This is a genomic window from Streptomyces sp. NRRL S-350, from assembly GCF_000719705.1.
Taxonomy (GTDB): domain Bacteria; phylum Actinomycetota; class Actinomycetes; order Streptomycetales; family Streptomycetaceae; genus Kitasatospora.
This window is the reverse complement of the sequence record NZ_JOHO01000042.1, coordinates 41,503-59,800: the sequence shown is the minus strand read 5'-3', so window position 1 is coordinate 59,800 and position 18,298 is coordinate 41,503. Positions and strand designations below refer to the sequence as shown.

The window sequence follows — 18,298 nt, the reverse complement described above, 5'->3', positions numbered from 1 at the left end:
GGGGAAGGGGAGGGGGAGGGGGAGGGGGAAGAGCAGTGGACGCAGGGGTGGATGGGCGGCACATGCGCGTTGACGGGGGCGACGCAGGGACTGGGCTGTTCGCCTGGGCGATATCCTCGCCCAGGGGTACCGGCGCGGGGTACCGGTTTTCGGCGCCGACGAGGGGAGCGGGCGTGGAACGGGTGCCGGACGACGACCGGTTGGACGGGTTCCGCCCGCTGCTGGAGGCCGGGGACGCGGTGCTGGGCTACGAGCCGACCGCCCCCGAGCACGGCTTCGCCGACCGCTGCTGGGTCCTGCACACGCTGCGGGTGGACGGGCGGAGGGTGCGCTGGGCCGATGCCCTCGCGGTCGCCGACAGACAGCTCGCGGACTGGCCGTTCACCTTGTCGTACTTGCTGTTCGACGACCGCGTTCGACCGGCGGCCGAGGTCGAGTACCCGCAGCTCGGGGCGCCGGACCGGGCCTGCCTGGCACGGCTGGTGGAGGTGCTCGCCCGGCACAGCGCCGACGGCCCGGAAACGGCCTGCTGCTTCGCCGTGGCGGCGATCGAGTACCTGTCGGAGCCGGTGGCGGCCCACCGTGGACGCCTGGACGAGGCGCTCGCCCATCATGACGCCGACCCGTCGGGGTGCCGGTTCCCCGCGCACTGGTGGCCCTCGGACCGTTCCTGGTTCGTCCTCACCAACTATGACCTCAGCGCCACAGAGGTCTTCGGGCCGCCGGCGCTGATCGCCGACCTGCTCACCGACACCGAGCTGGAGGCCGTCCGCCACCCGCCCATCGCGGAGGCGGTGAGCGGGCGGCCGCGGTGGCCGGAGCCCCGGACCGAGCGGGCGGACCACCCCACGCACGAATGATCGAACTGCCTGAGGGGTCCTGGTGGGACTGGGACGTCTACTCCTGGCGCCCGGGCGAGCTGCGGCTCGCCGCCGGGTATGACCTCGCCTATCACCACGGCCTGGAGCTGGTCTTCGCCGACCCGCTGTACGTCCGCTGCCCCGCTTCCTTCCAGGACCCGGTGTTCCGGGCGCCCACGACCGCGGAGCGCGAGCGGGTCGAGCGGCAGTGCGGCGAGCCGCCGGGCGTACTGGTCGCCTTCGAGGCGGACGGCGGCGGTGCGGAGCCCGCGACCGGGCTGATCGCGGGAGGCAGCCTGGAGGTGCGGGTGGGACTGGTGCTGCGGTACCAGCGCGGCGCGGAGTCCGACGGTCGTCCACCCGACGTGCAATCGGGTGGCGGGACGGAACCGCCGCCGGGATGACGCGGGCATGCCGCGCCGATGTCTTCCGACGCCTTCCACGGAACTGTCAGCGTTGCGTCGATCCGGCGCTGGCTCCGCGGATGGATCAAGTATCCCAAGATCCGGAGCTGCCTGTCACCGCCCTCCGGGAGGAGATCTTGTCGCGATTTGCTCACCGAAGGTGGCGGATGACCAGCGAGAACCTCGATCCGACGTGGAGTCGGGATGGCATTCGACGTTGCCGCGGTGGCCGCGGAGCTGACCGCCATGGTTGCGGCAGGCCACCAGGCCGCGCACCGGGCGAACAGCGACGACCCGGTGGATCAGTTGGCGTGGCGGCGTTTGACGGCGCAGCACGCTGATCGTCTCAGCGAGATCATGGACGCGTACGGGTGGCCGACCGCGGAACTGGTCGGTGAGGACGCGGCTCGGGCTGCGTGGCTGATCGCGCAGCACGCCGACCGCCGGCTCGACGTCCAGCGGCGCGCACTGCGGCTGATGGAGCAGGCGGTGGCCGACGGCACTGCCAGCCCGCGCGATCTCGCCTTCCTGCGTGATCGCACGCTTGTGAACGAAGGGCGGAAGCAGATCTACGGCACGCAGATCGCCGGAGTGAAGGAGGGCTCGCCGATCCCGTGGCCCTGCGAGGACCCCGAGCGTATGGACGAGCGCCGCGAAGAAGTCGGCATCCCGCCGTTCGCCGAGTACGTCGCCCAGTTCTCGCCGGCCTGAGCCCGAGCCTGCACCCGAGCCTGCGCCCGAGCCTGCGCCCGAGCCACTATCCGGTTCTGGGTGCCGGCCGTCCGGTCACCCGTTGGATGCGGCAGCAAGGCGGAGCGACACCGGGATCAATCCCGAGCCAGGAGTGCGCACCTCATGGTCGGCCGGACGGCTCCTCACCGATCGCGATGACGGGGTGGTCGGCGGGGTCGATCCACTGCATCGTCCGGGCCATGAAGGCGGCGGGGACGGCGACGCAGCCGCCGGTCGCACCGGCTTGGGGGCCGAGGTCGTGGAGGAAGATGCCGGCGCCGCGGCCCTTCACCACCGGGGAGGTGTTGAAGTCGATGACCAGGACGTTGTCGTACTGGACGGGGTAGTCGACGAGGTGCTCGCTGCCGAGGGGGCCCTGTTCGGTGAGGTGGAAGCCTCCCTCGGTGTCGGTGCGCATGCGGTTGTAGTAGGCGGAGGAGGGGTCCTGGACCCACCAGTCGTGCGTCGTGACGTGGTGGTAGGGCATCTTCGTGCCCGGGTCCGGGGCGATGCCGAAGGCCTGGGTGAGGGTGTACGTGCCGGTCGGTGTGGTCCCGCTCCCCTGGACGCGGGTGGGGCCGTCGTGCACACTGCCGGATCCGATGCGCGCGTCGGTGGTGGAGTCGAGGGACCGCCAGACGCCGTCCTGGCGAGCCCACAGGGTCACGGTGGCGCGGGTGCCGTCCGCCTCGACCGTGATCACCTGCTTGGCCTGGCCGGCTGCCACCGGTACGGGGAACGGGCTGTCGCTGGCCCACGCCCGGGGGGCGAGGCCTGGGCCGGTCAGTGCGGTGGCGACACCGAGCGTGAGGGCCACGCTCACGCGGCGGAGTGCCGCGCCAGGGCGGTCGGCGCGAGGTGTCCGGGAGACGGCCATGGAGGGGCCTTTCTGGTGTGGACGACACGGGGGCAGGGGGACTGCCTGCGGTGGGACGGCCCGTGGTGGGACGGCTCGCGGTGGGGCGGACGGATGTTCCACCGCGGGCCACCGGGTGGCGCTTCGGCCGGCCGTTCCGGCTCGGGGTGGTTCCGCGCGGGCCAGGGCCATGATCGGTTCGCCGGGGCAGCCGCGCCAGCACCGACACCGCCGGGCTGTGGACGGAGATCGTCCCCCGCCCCCGAGCGTCGCCCCCCCCGAGGCTCGTCCCCGCCCCGGAGGCTGCCCGGGCGGCGGCGCGTCGAGCCCAAGTGGCCGGGGCTCCACGGGCGGGACACAATCGTCGGGGCGGCGCGTGATCCGCCACGCCGCCGGTAGGGCGGGTTACTCGACCGGGAGGCGACTGTGGCCGGTGTGACCAGTGCCGATCTTCTCGTGGACGCGTTCGACAGGATCCGTGACACGGTCGCCGACGTGGTCGACGGACTGACCCCCGAGCAGCTGGCGTTCCGGGTGCAGGACTCCGCCAACTCGATCGCCTGGCTGGTCTGGCACCTCACCCGGGTGCAGGACGACCACCTCGCCGACGCGGCCGACCGGGAACAGGTGTGGACCGCCGACGACTGGGCGGGCCGGTTCGCCCTGCCGTTCGCCGCGTCGTCCACCGGCTACGGGCACCGGCCTGCGCAGGTCGCCAAGGTCACCGCCACCGCGGACCTCCTCGTGGGCTACCACGAGGCCGTCCACGCACGGACCGTCGGCTACGTGCGCGGCCTCGACGACCGGTCCCTCGCGGAGATCGTCGACGAGTCGTGGCAGCCCCCGGTCACCCTGGGGGTGCGTCTGATCAGTGTGATCGCCGACGACCTCCAGCACGTCGGCCAGGCGGCCTACGTACGAGGCCTCCTGCCCCGCCGCTGACGCCCCGGCCCCCGAGGCCTGCTGCCCCGCCGCTGACGCCCCGGCCCCGAGGCCTGCTGCCCCGCCGCTGACAACCCGCGCCGCGAGGCGGGCAGGGTGCGCGACGGGCCGCCCGACAGCCCGAAGGCCTCGAACCCGGCGCCGCTCCGTCGGAGCCCGGCCGTGCGCGACGGTGCGGCATGTCGCCTTCAGGGTGACGACTCGTCCCGCAGCGGCTGACGGCCGGTCACGCTCCTTCACCCGCAGGCACGTCTGCGTGAAAATCCGCCTGGGCACGGTGCCCGGCTCGCGGTACGGTCGGGGTCACGGTTGTCGACAAGGGGGATTGCGCATGCTGCCCGAGGTGCTGAGCGCGCTGGCCATGTCCGGCGGGACGGCGGTGATGACCGCGGCCGGGACCGAGGCCTGGGAGGGGTTCCGAGGCCGGGTGGCCGCCTGGTTCGGGCGGGGGAACGCCCAGCGGGAGAGTGCCGAGCTGGAGCGGCTGGCCCGTACCGCCGCCGAGCTCGCGGCGGCCGAGGGCGGGCAGCTGGAGCGGCTCCGGATCCGCCAGGAGGCCTCCTGGCAGGCCCGGTTCGAGGCGTTCCTGGAGGACCTGCCGGAGGGCGAGCGCGAGCGCGCCGGCGAGGCGCTGCGCGAGCTGCTGGCTGAGAGCGCGGCCCAGGCCCAGGTGTCGGCCGGGGACGGCGGGATGGCGGTCGGCGGAAACGTGCACATCAGCGCCCAGGAAGGTTCGGTCGCCGCCGGTGTGATCCACGGGGGCGTGCAGATCGGCCACCCTCAGGTGCCGGATCCGTCCAAGGGCTGAACGGACCGGCCGCGCAAGGCCCGTCACAAACCTCGCCGCCGCCTTTCTCCGGGGTGCGGGCGAGCAACCACAGTTTCGCCGTCGGCCACGCCGACCAGGTGGCCTACTACGCCGGCCGACGTGCCCCGGCCGCCTGGCCGCACCAGGTCGGGGCGGTCCCGAACACCGCGCACTGCTTCCAACGCCGGGCCGTTCTCGATACTCCCGGCACTCCTGCGCGCTGCCGGATCCTGGTCGGTTCCGCCGGGGTCGGCAAGACCCAGCTGGCAGTGCACGAGGCCCGCACCGCCTGGCAGGCCGGGGAACTCGACCTGCTGGTCTGGGTCACCGCCGGCAGCCGTGCGGCGATCCTGGCCGCCTACGCCCGGGCCATCGCCGAGATCACCGGGAGCGAGCCGGCCGATCCGGAGCAGGGCGCGCGGGAGTTCCTGGCCTGGCTGCGCCCGGGCGGGGCCGGGGAGACGGTTCGCCGGCTGATCGTCCTGGACGGTCTGGTCGACCCGGACGACCTGCGCGGCCTCTGGCCGCCGGACCAGCCCGCGGGGCGGACCCTGGTCACCACCTGGCGCCGGGATCTGGCCCGTGAGGGGCTTGGCCGACAGGTGGTCACCGTGCCGTCGTTCAGCTCCGCCGAGGCTTTCGGCTACCTCACGGCGGTGCTCGCCGCGTCCGGCCGGTTCGAGCCGCCCGAGCGACTGGAGGCCCTCGCCCGCGAGCTGGGGCACCTGCCGCTCGCGCTCGCGCAGGCGGCCGCCTACCTGGGCGGTACCGGTCTGAGCTGCGCCGACTACCTCCGCCTGCTGAGCGACGCCGGTCGACGGCTGGCCGACCTCGTGCCGGATCCGGGTGGACTGCCGGACGGGCAGAGCCTGCCGCTGCCGTACGCCTGGGACCTCGCGCTGGAGCGCGCCGACGCCCTGGCACCGGTCGGGACGGCGCGGAGGCTGATGGAGCTGGTAGCGCCGCTGGCTTCCGACGGCATCCCGGCCGCGGTGCTGACCGCGGCGGTCGGGTACCTGGACCAGCAGCGGATCGACCGCCCGGCCGACGATGTGGAGCCGGACGGGCGCGCCGCCCGGACGCTCGCGCTGCTGCACCGGTGGAGCCTGCTCGACTACGACCCGGCGGACCCGCACCGGTCGGTGCGCGTCCACCCGATGGTGCAGCGAGCCGTCCGGGAGGGCGTGCCCGCGAGTCGGGCCGCAGAGCCGGTCGGCGTGGCCGCCGACCTACTCCTCGTCGCGTCCAGGAAGTCGGCGGACGAGGCGAACTCGATGGCGTTCTTCCTGGTTCCCCCGCGGGAGCAGGCCCCGCACCTGCGTTCGCGCGCCCTCGATTTCCCTCCGGACGTGCTGCGGTCCAACGTCGAGGCGCTGACCCGCAACGACCCGGCCCTGATGCTGGGCTCCGGCGAGCCCGGGGTCCGGTACGGGTGGAGTACCGGTCGGGAACTGCACGGCCTCGTGTTCCGGGTGGGCGACACACTGGCGGACGACGGCCGGCCGCAGGCCGCACTGGACTACTTCGAAGCACTGCTGCCGACGACGGCCGACCGGCTGGGAGCCCGGCACGAGTCCGTGACGAAGCTGCGCGGCCGGATCGCGAGGCTGCGGGCGGAGTCCGGCGACCCCACCGCCGCGATCACCGGGTACCGTCGGATGATCGACGACCAACTGGCGCTGCTGGCACCGGAGTACGAACTGTACCCGGCCCAGCGGATCCGCCTGGTCGAGGAGGTCACCGAGCTGCGCTACCGCCTGGCCCACTGGCTCGAACAGGCCGGCGACGTGCCGGGCGTCGCACGCGTCTACCGCGACCTGCTCGCCGATGACGGCTACCTCGCGGCCGTCGGCGGACGGTCGGGCCCGCCCGACTTCACGCTGCGCCGCGACGCCGCCGAGTGGCGGGGAAAGGCGGGCGACGCGGCCGGGGCGGTGGTCGCGTACCGCGGGCTCGTCGACGAGCAGTTCCGCATGCGCGGGCGGGAGGACCCGGGCACCTTCGACACCCGGTTCCGCTTCGGCCACTGGCTGGGCGAGTCGGGCGACGCGCGAGGGGCCGTGACCGTCCTGACCGACCTGCTCGACGACCAACTCCGCCTGGAATCGCGGGAGATCGCCCAGGGTGCGCGGGACACGAGGTCCAACCCGTACGCGGTGGCCACCGACAGCGACCGGTCCGCGATCTTCCGCACCCGCGCCGCCCTCGCCCGCCGGCGCGGCCAGTCCGGCGACCCTCGCGGCGCAGTGGCCCTGCTCTCCGACCTGCTGAACGAGCAACTGCGCGTCCTCCGCCCGGACCATCCCGACCTCGCGGCCACCCGGCAGGCGCTCGGGTACTGGCAGGAGCAGTCCCGGAGCAGGAGGTGGCGACGAGGGAGGTAGCCCTGGCCGGCGGCCTGCCACATGACGGCCGTGGCGGCCGGCGTCGCCCTGGTGGGCGGACTCCGGACCGGGAAGTAGATCTTCCCGGCAGCACGGACCTGACGTACGGTCATAACATTTTGAGTGCACGGGGAACAGGTCACGTCGCGCCGTCGTCCTATCGGATACCGAGCGCCTGAGTCGGTTCGATCCCGAGGGGGAATCACTGTGGTGGAATCCTGGCTCGCGGTGGAAGCGGGCGGTCCCGACGCCGTCCTCGACCTGCGCGACTGGCTGGCCGACGAACCGGTGCTCCGCGGCCGGGTCCGCGTCACGGCGACGACTCCCCACCAGGGTGAACTCGGATCCTGGTCCGACACCCTCGTCGTGGCGCTGGGAGCAGGAGGCGCACTCACCACGCTCGCCGCCTCGCTGAAGGTGTACCTGAGCCAGCCCCGCACCAGCACGGTCAGGCTCAAGACCGTGAAGCCGGACGGCACCCGTACCGAGGTGACCGCCGAGAACGTCGCGCGATCCGATGTGGAGACGGTGCTCAGGGCCGCCCTGCACACCGACCCCCGGACCGACGGCGTCGCGGACTGACCGTGTACCGGCTTCCAGACGCCTCGCGCTCGTGGGCCGTTCTGATCGGTACCGCCCGCTACTCGCACCAGGACGGCCCCGCAGACGTACCGTCGATCGAGAACAACGTGCACGACTTCCGCGACGTCCTGATCGACGGACAACCGGGCGCGTTCGCCCCCGAGCGCAGCATGACCGTCCTGGACCCGCGACAGCCCAGGGACTTGGGGCTGCCGCTGCTGAAGGCGGCCGCAGCCGCCGAGGACGTGCTCCTCGTCTACTACTCCGGCCACGGCCTGATCGGCTCCAAGAAGGGGGAGCTCTACCTCGCCCTCACCGAGACCGACCTGAGCATGCCGTCCCTGACGGCCTGCCCGCTCGACGTCATCCGGGAGGCCTTCCAGGCGAGTCCGGCGCGCGTCCGGGTGCTCATCCTCGACTGCTGCTTCTCCGGCCGTGCGGTCGCGGGCGGACTGTCCGGGAGCCCCCCACCCGTGGCCGAACAACTGGAGATCGCCGGCGCGTACACGCTGGTCTCGTCGCCGCCCAACTCGCCCTCCCACTTCGAGGAGGGCAAACGGCACACCGCCTTCACCGGCGAACTCCTGCGCGCGCTGCGCAACGGCGTCGAAGGCGCCGGCCCCGAGGGCGTGTCCCTGGGGGTGCTCTTCCCCCACCTGCGGCTGGCGCTGCGCTCGCGGGGGTGGCCGGAGCCCGAGCAGTGCGGTACCGACACCGCCGCCTACCTGATCCTGAGCCGCCCACGGACCAGGCGCCCCACCCGGGTGGGGCGCGAGGAACCCGCCCGCACCGATCAAGGGCCGGCCACGGAACGGGAGCGCTTCCACGCCCTCGTGGAGGCCGGACGGCAACTCGGCCGGGGCGGCCACGCGCGCTCCGCCGCATCGGAGTTGGGCACCGTCCTCGACCGGATGACGCAGGTCCTGGGCTCGGACGACCCGGACACCCTGGCCGGAAGGATCGAGTACGCCCAGTGGCTGGGTGCCGCCGGGCAGGTCCGCGAGGCACTCGACCTGTCCACGGCGGCAGTGGGCGCGCTGACCCGGGTGCTCGGTGCCGACAACCGGGTGACCCTCGTCGGCCGTGCCCAACTCGCCCACTGGACCGGGGAAGCCGGGCAACCCGGGGAGGCGGTCCGGCTCACCGGCGAGGTGGTCACCGACCTGACCCGTGCCCTCGGGCCGGACGACCGCGAGACCCTGCTGGGCCGAGGCCGACTCGCCCACTGGATCGGGGTCTCCGGCGACACCGGATCCGCCGCACAGCTCACCGACCTCCTGGTGACGGACCTGCACCGGGTCCTCGGCGCGGAGGACCGCGACACCCTGGTCGGACGCATCAACCAGGCCCAGTGGAGCGGCCGGGCCGGCCGGACCCGGCAGGCCGTCCGCCTCCTCGACTCCCTCGTCCCCGACCTGTACTGGCTGCTCGGTGCCGACGACCTGCACACCTTGATCGGCCGCGCCAGGCTCGGCCAGTGGACCGGGCTGTCCGGTTCGCCCAAGGGCGCCCGCGGACTGTTCGCCGCCGTGGTGCCCGATCTGAGCCGGGTGGCCGGGCGGGACGCCCGCGAGACGCTCCTCGCGCGCAGCCAGTACGCCCACTGGACCGGCGAGGCCGGCGACCCGCGGACGGCGATCGCCCTGTGCAGGCAACTGCTCGACGACCTGGACTGGATCCTGGGCGAGGAGGACCAGGTGACCCTCGTGAACCGGGCTCGACTCGCCCACTGGACCGGAGCGGACGGGGACGTCCGCACCGCCCTGCGCATCTTCCACGAGGTGCTGCCGCAACTGCGCCGAGCCCTCGGACCCGACCACCCCGAGGTCCGCGCGAACGAGGCGCTCCTGGCCCGCTGGCGCCGCCGGGCCGACCGGCGGCTGCGGCCGGAGATCCTCTTCGGGCGCGGGCACCGGACCACCGACCGGCGGGGCTTGGGGAAGTGGAGCGATGGGTGAACCCGAGGACCGGACCGGCGTACCCGACGGGCTGGAGCCCCTCTCGTCCGGCGACCGCCGCGAGCTGGGCGGCTACCAGCTGCTGGGCCGCCTCGGCTCGGGAGGCATGGGGATCGTGTACCTCGCGCGCTCCGCCACGGGACGGACCGCGGCGGTCAAGGTCCTGCGTCCGGAACTGCTGAGCGAGCCGGAGGCGCAGGAACGCTTCCGGCGCGAGAGCGCCGTGGTTTCCCGGATCCCCCGAAGGTTCACCGCGCCCCTACTGGACACGGACGTCGGCGAGAACGGCGTCTGGATGGCCACGGCCTTCATCCCGGGGCTCTCCCTCCAACAGAGCGTCAACGCCTTCGGCCCGTTCCCGGCCGACTCGCTGTACGCGCTGTGGTACGGACTCCTCAGGGCCCTGCACTCCGTCCACTCGGCCGGCGTGGTCCACCGGGACCTCAAACCGTCGAACGTCCTGCTCACCGCGCAGGGCCCGCGGCTCATCGACTTCGGGATCTCGCTCGTGGCCGGATCCACCAGGCAGACATCGACCGGAGCGATCATCGGGACGCCGGGCTACCTCGCCCCGGAACAGGTCACGGGACAACCCGTGCGCGCTCAGGCCGACGTCTTCGCGCTCGGAGCGGTCATGGCCTTCGCGGCGACCGGATCACCACCGTTCGACGGGGACAGCTTCGTCAACGTGATCTTCAACGTGCTGCACGGCGATCCCCGGATATCCACGCTGCCCGCAGACCTCGACCGCTGGGTCCGGGCCTGCCTGAGCAAGGAACCCGCCCACCGGCCCACCGTCGACGGTCTGATCAGTGCGCTCTCCGACCACCGGGTCACCACCGCACAACGGCAACTCACCCAGGGGGACTGGCTGCCCGACGCCGTGTCCCGCGCCACCCTGCGCCGCACCCAGCTCGTCCTCGAACTCGACCACCCCTACCGGCCGGGAACGGGCCAAGCGCCGGAGCTGCCACCGAGCCCGCCCACCGCGGAGACGGTCCAGCGACCGGCTCCGGGAGGGCCGACCGTACGCCTCCGGCGACCCGCATCGTCCCCCGGGGCGATCCAGGCCCCGCCGAACCCGGGGACCGTCCACCTCCGCACCCACGGGGACCCGCCACCCGGGCCACCGCCCACGTCGCCGCCCCCGCTGCCGGGCCCTCCGCCGGAGCCCCCGCCGGCCCCCCTGCCGGTGGTGCTGCCACCGCCGCCTGCGGAACCACCGGGCGGAGCCGGCCCGGCCCCGGAGGCCCTGCCGCGCACCTTCGCCTCCCCCCTGGAGGCAGAGCTTCCACCGCCTCCCCGCACGGGCCTGCGCCGCCGTTGGCTCCTCCGCCTGCCGGTCCGGCGTGCCCGGGGATGACACCCCGTCCGGTCGCGCGCGGCGGGCACCCACGGGTGGCGGCACCGACCGAGAGCCTGCCGGGTTCGGCCGGCGCATCCGGCTGCGGCACGTGATCGGCGCGCCCGGGGTCTTCGGTGCACCCAACCTCCCGGTGCCCGCCGGGACGTGCCGTCGTCCGGTGGGCGGAGCGGTTTCGGCCATGGCACCCGGCGGATGGCCTGCGGGGCCGTCTTGTCGCCACCGTGGCACAGCCGCTTCCATGGCCGGATGGGCCCACGCGATCTCGTACTCCTGACCGATCACAGCTCGACCGAAGGGAGCCGGGACGTGCTCGCCGCCGCCGCGCGGAGGCTGACCGGCCGAGACTCCGTCCACGTGGACGCCCGGCACTTCATGACCGGCGGCAGCGGGAGGATCGAGGCCGACGATGCGGGCGGCCTGCGGCTGGTGGCGGACGGCCGGACCGTGGCCGCCGACACGGTGGTCGTCTACGAGATCCCGCCGCACCGCCGCCGCGCGTTCGAGGTCTGCCAGCGGCTGCTCCGCGGGTGCGGGGCACGCTCGCTCGGCACCGATGCCGCGGCGTGGCGGGCGGCCACCGAGAAGGACGCCACCGTTGCCAGCTTCCTCCGGGACGGCGTCGCACACATGCCCAGCATCGCGCTCTCCCGGCCGAGCCCGGAGGCAGCCGCCGAGGCCTTCGACGGGCTCGGCGGCGACGTCTGGGCCCGGCCCTGCGTCGGGATGGGTGGCGATGACGTCTTCCACGTCACCAACCATGACCAACTCGCCGCCGCCGCAAGCCACTACGACGGGACCGGGGCGGACTGGCTGATCGCCCGCGACGCCCGGAACTTCCTCCCGGACGGCCGGCGCCACCAGTACCGGGTGGTGGTGCTGCACGGCCGGGTGGTCCGCGCGGTCGAGCACGTCCAGGCGGACCCGGACGCGCCCTGCAACGAAAGTCGCGGCGCCGTCTCCGCCCTGCTGGACGGCGACGAACTGCCCGACGGCCTGGCGGAGTTGGCCGTCGCGGCCACCGCTTCCCTGGGGCTCGACCTCGCGGGCGTGGATCTCGCCGCCGAGAGCGGCGGCGTGGTCTTCGAGGTCAACGTCCACCCCGCCTTCGGCCGGCGGGCCCTGGAGCAGGTGGCGCTGCCGTACGTCGCCGCGCACCTCGAACGGTGACACCGGCCGGGCGCCCGGGGCGGAGGCACCCGGCCGCCCGGGTCAGCTCCGCAGCACGGCGGCGAGCACCGACGGGCGGAACAGCAGCGACGGCGGCTCCACCAGTGACAGCACCTCGTGGAAAGCCCGGGTGACCACCGGGTCGCGGGTGGCACCCGCCAACACCTTGTCCAGGAAGCGGTGCTGGAGTCTGAGCAGGGCGCCCGAGGGCGCGCCGGTGGTGGTGTCGAAGCGGGCGTCCTCGGCGCAGGACATCACCCACGGGTTCTTGGACGCCGTCGCGATCGCGCGCCGAGCGTCCCGCGCCGCAGCGTGCCCGATGCCGCCGTGGCGCACTGCGGTGCGGCGCAGCGCCCGGGCGCAGAACAGGGCCACGGTGACGCCCTGGCCGTACACCGGGTTGAAGGTGCTCGCGGCGTCGCCAACCGCCACCAGGCCGGCCGGACAGTCGCGTTCGTAGTGCCGGCGCACGCCCGGGCCGGGGAGGAAGCCGCGGACCTCGCCCGCCGGTTCGGCGTCCCGCAGGGCGTCGCGCAGGAGCGGATCGCGCAGCCCGGCCAGGTGCTTGGCGAATCCCTCCTCGCCGGCCTCGGGTCGGGAGCCGCGCATCCCGGCGAGGCTGACGATCCAGCGGTCGCCCTCGACGGGCAGCAGGACACCCATCCGCGGCGCATCCGGCGCCTTGGTCTGCAGGTACACGGCCTGACCGCCGAGGTCGGCCCCGGCGGGGCGGTGGAACAGCCGGGATGAGTAGGCGACACCCGCGTCCACCCGCTCCTCGGGCACCGGACGGCAGCCGAGTTCCGTCAGCCACTTCGGCACGGAGGTCGAGCGGCCCGCTGCGTCGACCACCAACTCGGCCGGGACGTCGCGGACTTCGCCGCGCTCAGGGCCCCGCTCCCGTACCCGCACGCCGGTCACCGCCCCGGCCGAGCCGCGCAGGCCGACCACGTCGGTGCCCTCCAGGAACTCGATCGAGGCGTCGGTGCGGACCCGCTCCAGGACGAGCTGGTCCAGCACCGGCCGGGTGCAGGAGAGGAAGGCCATCCGGGTGGGGTACTCGGCCATCCACCCGGCGGAGCTGAGCCACTTGACCTCCGAGGTGTTCACCCGGAGCGCGCCCGCGGCCGCCAGCTCCTGTTTGATTCCGGGCATCATCTCCTCCAGGGCCCGGTGCCCGGCCTCCAGTACCAGGTGCGCGTGCCGCCCCTGCGGCACGCCGGCCCGGAACGCCGCCTGCGCCGGATAGTGGTCCCGTTCCACCACGACGATCCGCTGGGCGTAGCCGCGCAGGGCCCACGCCGCCGCCAGCCCGGCCAGTCCGCCGCCGATCACCACCGCGGTGCCCCGCCCCGGGGCCCTCTCCGAAGAACTCATGACACGTAGCGTAGTGCGGTCGGCGGCGCTCCGTGATCGGTTCCCCTGGGTGAAACCCCCTGCGGGTGGCGGCCGTTGGGAGTCGGCCGGGCTCGTTCGGGGCGGTGCCGGCCGCTTCGGGCCGGTGGCGGCTACGGCTCGGTGGGTGGCGCACCGCGCAGCCGCCGTGGCTCCGGGCGGCGGTCTCGCCGTCGCACGGCGGGCGGTCGCGGCCTCCGCCGTCAGGCCGGACCGGCGCCGTCGGCGAAGTGCGGCAGCACCATCGCGACCAGGGCGTCGACATCGGCATCGACCATCGGTTCGCCGGTCATGCCCATCCGGTGGAGCATGGTGCCGACGACGACGTCGATGAAGAACAGGACCCTTTGCTCCGGCTCGTCGAGCGCGTCCTGGAGGGCGAGGCGGTAGGGGTCCTGCAACCGGGTGGAGAGGATCCCGCGCAGGGCCGGGTCGCTGACGGCGTCGCTGAACACGCCCGCGAACGCGTCGCCCACCCCGCGCTCGCCGATCGTCGCCGCGATCCAGCGGATGGTCGAGGCCATGAGCTCGGCCCGGTCGGCGCCGTCCTTCAACGGCACCGGGCCGAAGGCGTCGAGGAGGCAGTCCACGATCAGCGCGCCCTTCGACGGCCAGCGCCGGTAGATCGTCGACTTCGCGATGCCGGCGACAGCGGCGATGCGCTCGACCGTGGCTCGCGCGTAGCCGAGCTCGTGGACCGTGTTCAGGGTGGCGGTGAAGACCTCGGCGTCGAGGCCGGCGCGCGGGCGTCCGGGCGGGCGTCCGGACGTTCCGTCAGGCGTTCGGGCGGGAGGGGGCGTACGAGTCATTCCCTCACCATAGCCAGTTGCGATACTTTAGGTATCGATACCTGAGGTATCGAAACCATTCGGGGAGGAGAAGGCATGAGCGGGGACAGCAGTGCGCGGCAGCCGTCGGCGACGAGCGGCGGGTTGCGGCAGCAGGCATTGGGGGGCGAGCTGGACTGGGAGGCGATGACCGCCGAGGACCTGGCCGCCTACCGCGAGGCGGAGAACGGCAGGCGGGCGTCGGCTGCGATGCGGGCGATCACCGGGATGCCGGACCCCGGGGCCACGATCGACTGGCAGTCGCTGGCGCTGCCCGGCCGCCGTCTACCGGTCCGGGTCCACCGGCCGGTGCTCGGACGCGGCGCCGGCTCGGCCGACCGGGCGGCGGCCCTGCCCCTCGTACTCCACGTCCACGGCGGCGGATTCGTGGGCACGGCGGTACAGAGCGACTGGATCACCAGCCATCTCGCCGCCCGGTTGCCGGCCCTCGTCGTCTCCGTCGAGCACCGCCTCCTCGCCCCGGACAGTCCGCTGTCGGCTGCCGCCGACGACGGCTGGGACGCGCTCGACCACCTGGTGCGGCACGCCGCGGACTGGGGCATCGACCCGGCACGCACCGCCGTGTTCGGCGAAAGCTGCGGGGGACTGATCACCGCCCTGGCGGCCATCCGCGCCCGGCAGGCCGGCCTGCGACTGCGGGCGCAGGTGCTGGTCAACCCGGTCACGGACGTGACCGGGACGATGTTCGACCACCCCTCGGCCACCCGGCACGCCCACAGCCCGACCCTGACCCTTCCCCAACTGCGGCTGTTCCGACGCCTCGCCGTCCCCTCGGGGACCGATCCCCGTCCGCTGTCTCCGCTGCACGCCGACGATCTCACCGATCTCGCCCCGGCCCTGGTGGTGGTGCCGAACCTTGACCCGGTGGCCGATCACGGCCGCCGCTACGCCGAGCGCCTGCGCGCAGCCGGGACGTCCGCACGGCTGACCGAGTTCCCCGAGGCCACGCACGCCTTCGTCAGCATGCCGGGCGTCGTGCCGCAGGCCGAGGCGGCGCGGGCGGAGATCACCGAGTTCCTCCGCAACGCCCTGGACCGCCCTGGCGGCTGCTGACCCAAGCGGGTGCGGCGTGCGCACCGGCGGCGGACGCCGAGCGCGGGCGTGGCCGCGTCCTGCCGGGCGGGCCGGGAATGAGGACCCGGCAGGGACCGAACCGGAGCAGACCGACCCGGAGCGGACCGACCCGGAGCGGTCCGACCCGGAGCGGACCGGGTCGGACCGGGTCGGACCGGATGCGCGGCCGGCCTCAGCGGAGCCGTTCGTACTCGGCGTCCGGGTCCGACTGGCGCCGGTACTCGACGTGCAGCCGGACGGTGCCGTCCGGGCCGGCCAGCGCGGCGAGCGGGCCGTGGCCGGCCGGGAGCGGGTGCGGCTGCGGCCACTGCTGGGCGAGGACGGCGAGCGCCGTGCCGTCGGCGCCGCGCACCACCCAGGTGGCCCGGCCGCCGCCGATCAGCGGCAGGCCGGGCCGGGGGAGGCCGAGGGCGGCGAGGGCCGCCGGTACGTCGAGGTCGTCCGCGAGGGTGACCGTCGCGCCGTGCGGGGCGTCGGCGTCGTCCCCGGCCGCGACGCTGTCCCGGGTGAGGTGGATGCGCATGACGTGAGGATAGGGCTCCGGGGGGCGCCCGGGCGGACCGGTCTCACCCGTGTGCCGGATTGACAACGGCCGTTGCCGTACCGGCAAATGGCAGGCATGGCCGACGAAGAGTTCGAGAACGTCCTCACCACGGTGGGCCCCCGGCTCCGGGCCCTGCGCCGGGAGCGCGGAACCACCCTCGCCAAACTCGCCGCCGTCACGGGGATCTCGCTCAGCACCCTGTCCCGGCTGGAGTCCGGGCAGCGCAAGCCGACGCTGGAGCTGCTGCTCCCGTTGGCCCGCGAGTACCGGGTGCCGTTGGACGAGTTGGTCGGGGCGCCGGCCACCGGTGACCCGCGGATCCATCCGCGTCCGGTGGCCAGGAACGGTCAGACGATCATTCCGCTCACCCGCCACCTGGGCGGCATGCACGCGTTCAAGCACATCGTCCCGCCGGGCCGGAACACCGAGCCGGAGCTGGAGCTGAAGGTGCACGAGGGCTACGAGTGGCTCTACGTGCTGGCCGGCCGGCTGCGGCTGGTGCTCGGTGCGCGGGACCTGGTGCTGACGGCGGGTGAGGCCGCCGAGTTCGACACCCGGACCCCGCACGCGTTCGGCAACGCCGGCCCGCACCCGGTCGAATTCCTGAGCCTGTTCGGCCCGCAGGGCGAGCGCATGCACGTCAGAGCGCGCCCGGGAACCTCTGTTCGGTAGGTTCGTTCCTGACAGGGGGTCTTCCATGGGGCACCCGTCGGGCGGTCGGGAGGGGCCGAGTTCATGAGTGTGCAGCAGAGCGAAGAGTCCGGCGAGAGCGGCGGAACAGGGGAGCGGGGGCACGCCGCAGGCGCCCGGGCGGAGGCGGGCCCGGGCACCGCCGCCGCCATGGGCGCGGAACCGGGCCCGGAGGCGGGCCCGGAGCCGGGTGCCGATTCGGGGGCGGAGGCGAAGCGCCCCCGGAAGAAGCGCCCGTTCTGGCTGGAGCTGCCGATCCTGCTGGTGATCGCGCTGCTGCTCTCGCTCGGCATCAAGACCTTCTTCGTGCAGGCCTTCTCGATCCCCTCCGGTTCGATGGAGCGGACCCTGGCGATCGGCGACCGGGTGCTGGTCGACAAGTTCACCCCGTGGTTCGGCGCGGAGCCGGAGCGCGGCGAGGTGGTGGTCTTCCGCGACCCGGGCGGCTGGCTGGAGGGCACGCCGACGAGTTACGACGACTCCTTCACGGGCACCGTCCAGAAGGCGCTCAGCACCGTCGGCCTGATGCCTTCGGCGGACGAGAAGGACCTGATCAAGCGGGTGATCGCGGTCGGCGGGGACACCGTGGACTGCGAGGCGGGAGGCCCCCTCAAGGTGAACGGCGTCGCGCTGGACGAGCCGTACCTGTTCCCCGGCTCGAAGCCGTGCGACGACGACCCGGTCGGCACCGTCACCGTTCCCAAGGGCAAGCTCTGGGTGATGGGTGACCACCGCAACAACTCGCGGGACTCCCGCTGGCACCACAACCAGACCGGTGACGGCTTCGTGCCGGTGGACAACGTGGTCGGCCGGGCCTTCGTGGTGGCGTGGCCGCTGTCGAACTGGTCGACCCTCCCCGTCCCGGACACCTTCGACAAGGTGCCGGCCCGTGCGGCCGGTGCGGCCGCTGCGGACGGGCCGACCGGGACGACCACCGGGACGGCCGGGGCGACCGTCGTGCCCACCGAAGCGCCGTCGGTGTCGGACGCGCTCGCGCTGGCCGGGGTCGTGCCGGTCGCGCTGTGGCGGCGGCGGCCACGGCGGCGGCAGTGACAGAGGTCCGGTGGTGACTCGGCCGGCGGGTCGGCGGTGCGCACCAGCTCGTCGCGCAGGGGCTGTTGAGCGCGGGGGGCCGGTGGCCCGGTCCGGGGAGCCCGGCCTGACCTGATCGGGTCGGCCGGCTTCGACGAACTCCTCACGTCCGGTTCTACACGCCTGTAGAGTCCCGGGGAGGAGCTGCACCCCGGCCCTTGCGGCCGCCTCCAGCCGGGCGGCCGCAGCCGGGGCCGGACCGGGAGGCGGAGCCGTGATGGAGAGTCAGTGCGGTCCCCGGGGCGCCGAGGAGAAGGCGGCCCCGGTGGCCTCGCCAGCTCCGGGAGCCTCGGTAGCTCCGGTGGAACCGGGGGAGCCGGACGTCCGGTGGGTCTACCAGCCGGTCGAGGTGGACCTCGGCGACGGCGCCTGGGCGCTCGGTCGGATCAGTGGCTGGTGGCAGGACACGGCCGGTCGGCAATGGTGCCGGCTGCGGATCGGCCGCAGCGGACAGCCAGCCCGCTGGGAGCGCTTCGACCCCGCACGGATGCTCCTGCTCCCCGTCTCCGGGCTCTGAGCCGCCCCGGCGAACTTCCCGCGGAACCGTTCGACGAGCCCCGTCGTCCCTGCGAGCGACCGCCGACATGCCACTTCAG

The 18,298-nt window shown here is 73.9% G+C and carries 18 protein-coding genes; 14 read left to right on the top strand and 4 right to left on the bottom strand.

The window, feature by feature from the left end:
• Positions 1-173: 173 nt before the first annotated feature.
• The 3 genes from IF30_RS44015 to IF30_RS0128815 all read left to right on the top strand — a co-directional run bounded on the left by IF30_RS44015 (position 174) and on the right by IF30_RS0128815 (position 1,975).
• Positions 174-860 carry a hypothetical protein gene (locus IF30_RS44015; RefSeq protein WP_051711439.1) on the top strand — a complete coding sequence of 229 codons (687 nt, stop codon included), beginning with the start codon at positions 174-176 and terminating at the stop codon, positions 858-860.
• Positions 857-1,264, top strand: coding sequence for a hypothetical protein (locus IF30_RS0128820; RefSeq protein ID WP_051711437.1), 408 nt, complete (start codon positions 857-859; stop codon positions 1,262-1,264). The genes IF30_RS44015 and IF30_RS0128820 overlap by 4 nt, the downstream gene beginning before the upstream one ends.
• Positions 1,265-1,468: 204 nt before the next feature.
• The gene (locus tag IF30_RS0128815; protein WP_030243883.1) at positions 1,469-1,975 is read left to right on the top strand and encodes a DUF6624 domain-containing protein; all 507 of its coding nucleotides are present in this window, start codon (positions 1,469-1,471) and stop codon (positions 1,973-1,975) included.
• Between the two features lie 142 nt (positions 1,976-2,117).
• Here IF30_RS0128815 and IF30_RS0128810 read toward each other — a convergent pair whose 3' ends face one another.
• Positions 2,118-2,819: a L,D-transpeptidase family protein gene (locus IF30_RS0128810; RefSeq protein ID WP_037901510.1), complete on the bottom strand. Its 702-nt coding sequence runs from the start codon at positions 2,817-2,819 to the stop codon at positions 2,118-2,120.
• Positions 2,820-3,287: 468 nt separating this feature from the next.
• Between IF30_RS0128810 and IF30_RS0128805 the strand changes: the two genes are divergently transcribed.
• From IF30_RS0128805 to IF30_RS0128770, 7 genes are all read left to right on the top strand, one after another.
• Positions 3,288-3,794, top strand: a complete 507-nt coding sequence (locus IF30_RS0128805) for a mycothiol transferase (RefSeq protein WP_030243879.1) — start codon at positions 3,288-3,290, stop codon at positions 3,792-3,794.
• A gap of 331 nt (positions 3,795-4,125) precedes the next feature.
• Complete coding sequence (locus IF30_RS0128800; RefSeq protein WP_030243876.1) at positions 4,126-4,602, top strand: hypothetical protein; 477 nt, start codon at positions 4,126-4,128, stop codon at positions 4,600-4,602.
• A gap of 53 nt (positions 4,603-4,655) precedes the next feature.
• Positions 4,656-6,986 carry a hypothetical protein gene (locus IF30_RS0128795; protein ID WP_051711435.1) on the top strand — a complete coding sequence of 777 codons (2,331 nt, stop codon included), beginning with the start codon at positions 4,656-4,658 and terminating at the stop codon, positions 6,984-6,986.
• Between the two features lie 210 nt (positions 6,987-7,196).
• On the top strand, positions 7,197-7,568 hold the full coding sequence (locus IF30_RS48125) for an effector-associated constant component EACC1 (protein ID WP_158835539.1): 372 nt from the start codon (positions 7,197-7,199) through the stop codon (positions 7,566-7,568).
• 2 nt (positions 7,569-7,570) lie between these two features.
• Positions 7,571-9,526 (top strand): caspase, EACC1-associated type, encoded by a 1,956-nt coding sequence (locus tag IF30_RS44010; protein WP_051711431.1) that lies wholly within the window; start codon positions 7,571-7,573, stop codon positions 9,524-9,526.
• Positions 9,519-10,889, top strand: a complete 1,371-nt coding sequence (locus tag IF30_RS50365) for a protein kinase domain-containing protein (protein ID WP_051711429.1) — start codon at positions 9,519-9,521, stop codon at positions 10,887-10,889. The genes IF30_RS44010 and IF30_RS50365 overlap by 8 nt, the downstream gene beginning before the upstream one ends.
• A gap of 249 nt (positions 10,890-11,138) precedes the next feature.
• Positions 11,139-12,059 carry an ATP-grasp domain-containing protein gene (locus tag IF30_RS0128770; protein WP_051711427.1) on the top strand — a complete coding sequence of 307 codons (921 nt, stop codon included), beginning with the start codon at positions 11,139-11,141 and terminating at the stop codon, positions 12,057-12,059.
• A gap of 42 nt (positions 12,060-12,101) precedes the next feature.
• On the opposite strand, the gene IF30_RS0128765 is transcribed toward IF30_RS0128770, so the two are convergent.
• Together IF30_RS0128765 and IF30_RS0128760 are read right to left on the bottom strand one after the other, a co-directional pair.
• Positions 12,102-13,436 (bottom strand): NAD(P)/FAD-dependent oxidoreductase, encoded by a 1,335-nt coding sequence (locus IF30_RS0128765; protein WP_030243856.1) that lies wholly within the window; start codon positions 13,434-13,436, stop codon positions 12,102-12,104.
• A gap of 221 nt (positions 13,437-13,657) precedes the next feature.
• Positions 13,658-14,263 (bottom strand): TetR/AcrR family transcriptional regulator, encoded by a 606-nt coding sequence (locus IF30_RS0128760; protein WP_051711425.1) that lies wholly within the window; start codon positions 14,261-14,263, stop codon positions 13,658-13,660.
• A gap of 165 nt (positions 14,264-14,428) precedes the next feature.
• Here IF30_RS0128760 and IF30_RS0128755 point away from each other — a divergent pair, with 165 nt between their 5' ends.
• Entirely contained in the window at positions 14,429-15,355 is a 927-nt protein-coding gene (locus IF30_RS0128755; protein WP_051711441.1) for an alpha/beta hydrolase, read from the top strand.
• A gap of 193 nt (positions 15,356-15,548) precedes the next feature.
• On the opposite strand, the gene IF30_RS44005 is transcribed toward IF30_RS0128755, so the two are convergent.
• Entirely contained in the window at positions 15,549-15,899 is a 351-nt protein-coding gene (locus IF30_RS44005; protein ID WP_051711424.1) for a hypothetical protein, read from the bottom strand.
• Between the two features lie 96 nt (positions 15,900-15,995).
• Here IF30_RS44005 and IF30_RS0128745 point away from each other — a divergent pair, with 96 nt between their 5' ends.
• From IF30_RS0128745 to IF30_RS42120, 3 genes are all read left to right on the top strand, one after another.
• Positions 15,996-16,592 (top strand): helix-turn-helix domain-containing protein, encoded by a 597-nt coding sequence (locus IF30_RS0128745; RefSeq protein WP_030243846.1) that lies wholly within the window; start codon positions 15,996-15,998, stop codon positions 16,590-16,592.
• A gap of 63 nt (positions 16,593-16,655) precedes the next feature.
• Positions 16,656-17,663, top strand: coding sequence for a signal peptidase I (lepB, locus tag IF30_RS0128740; protein ID WP_078891797.1), 1,008 nt, complete (start codon positions 16,656-16,658; stop codon positions 17,661-17,663).
• A 340-nt stretch (positions 17,664-18,003) separates the two neighbouring features.
• The gene (locus IF30_RS42120; RefSeq protein ID WP_037901508.1) at positions 18,004-18,219 is read left to right on the top strand and encodes a hypothetical protein; all 216 of its coding nucleotides are present in this window, start codon (positions 18,004-18,006) and stop codon (positions 18,217-18,219) included.
• Positions 18,220-18,298 lie beyond the last annotated feature (79 nt).

What these genes read in the sequence shown, in the direction of transcription:
- IF30_RS0128755 (WP_051711441.1), top strand. Translation starts at nt 14,429, where the DNA reads ATGACCGCCGAGGACCTGGCCGCCTACCGCGAGGCGGAGAACGGCAGG.
- lepB (WP_078891797.1), top strand. Translation starts at nt 16,656, where the DNA reads ATGAGTGTGCAGCAGAGCGAAGAGTCCGGCGAGAGCGGCGGAACAGGG.
- IF30_RS0128770 (WP_051711427.1), top strand. Translation starts at nt 11,139, where the DNA reads ATGGGCCCACGCGATCTCGTACTCCTGACCGATCACAGCTCGACCGAA.
- IF30_RS44005 (WP_051711424.1), bottom strand. Translation starts at nt 15,899, where the DNA reads ATGCGCATCCACCTCACCCGGGACAGCGTCGCGGCCGGGGACGACGCC.
- IF30_RS0128745 (WP_030243846.1), top strand. Translation starts at nt 15,996, where the DNA reads ATGGCCGACGAAGAGTTCGAGAACGTCCTCACCACGGTGGGCCCCCGG.
- IF30_RS0128760 (WP_051711425.1), bottom strand. Translation starts at nt 14,263, where the DNA reads ATGACTCGTACGCCCCCTCCCGCCCGAACGCCTGACGGAACGTCCGGA.
- IF30_RS0128765 (WP_030243856.1), bottom strand. Translation starts at nt 13,436, where the DNA reads ATGAGTTCTTCGGAGAGGGCCCCGGGGCGGGGCACCGCGGTGGTGATC.
- IF30_RS0128815 (WP_030243883.1), top strand. Translation starts at nt 1,469, where the DNA reads ATGGCATTCGACGTTGCCGCGGTGGCCGCGGAGCTGACCGCCATGGTT.
- IF30_RS50365 (WP_051711429.1), top strand. Translation starts at nt 9,519, where the DNA reads ATGGGTGAACCCGAGGACCGGACCGGCGTACCCGACGGGCTGGAGCCC.
- IF30_RS0128800 (WP_030243876.1), top strand. Translation starts at nt 4,126, where the DNA reads ATGCTGCCCGAGGTGCTGAGCGCGCTGGCCATGTCCGGCGGGACGGCG.
- IF30_RS0128820 (WP_051711437.1), top strand. Translation starts at nt 857, where the DNA reads ATGATCGAACTGCCTGAGGGGTCCTGGTGGGACTGGGACGTCTACTCC.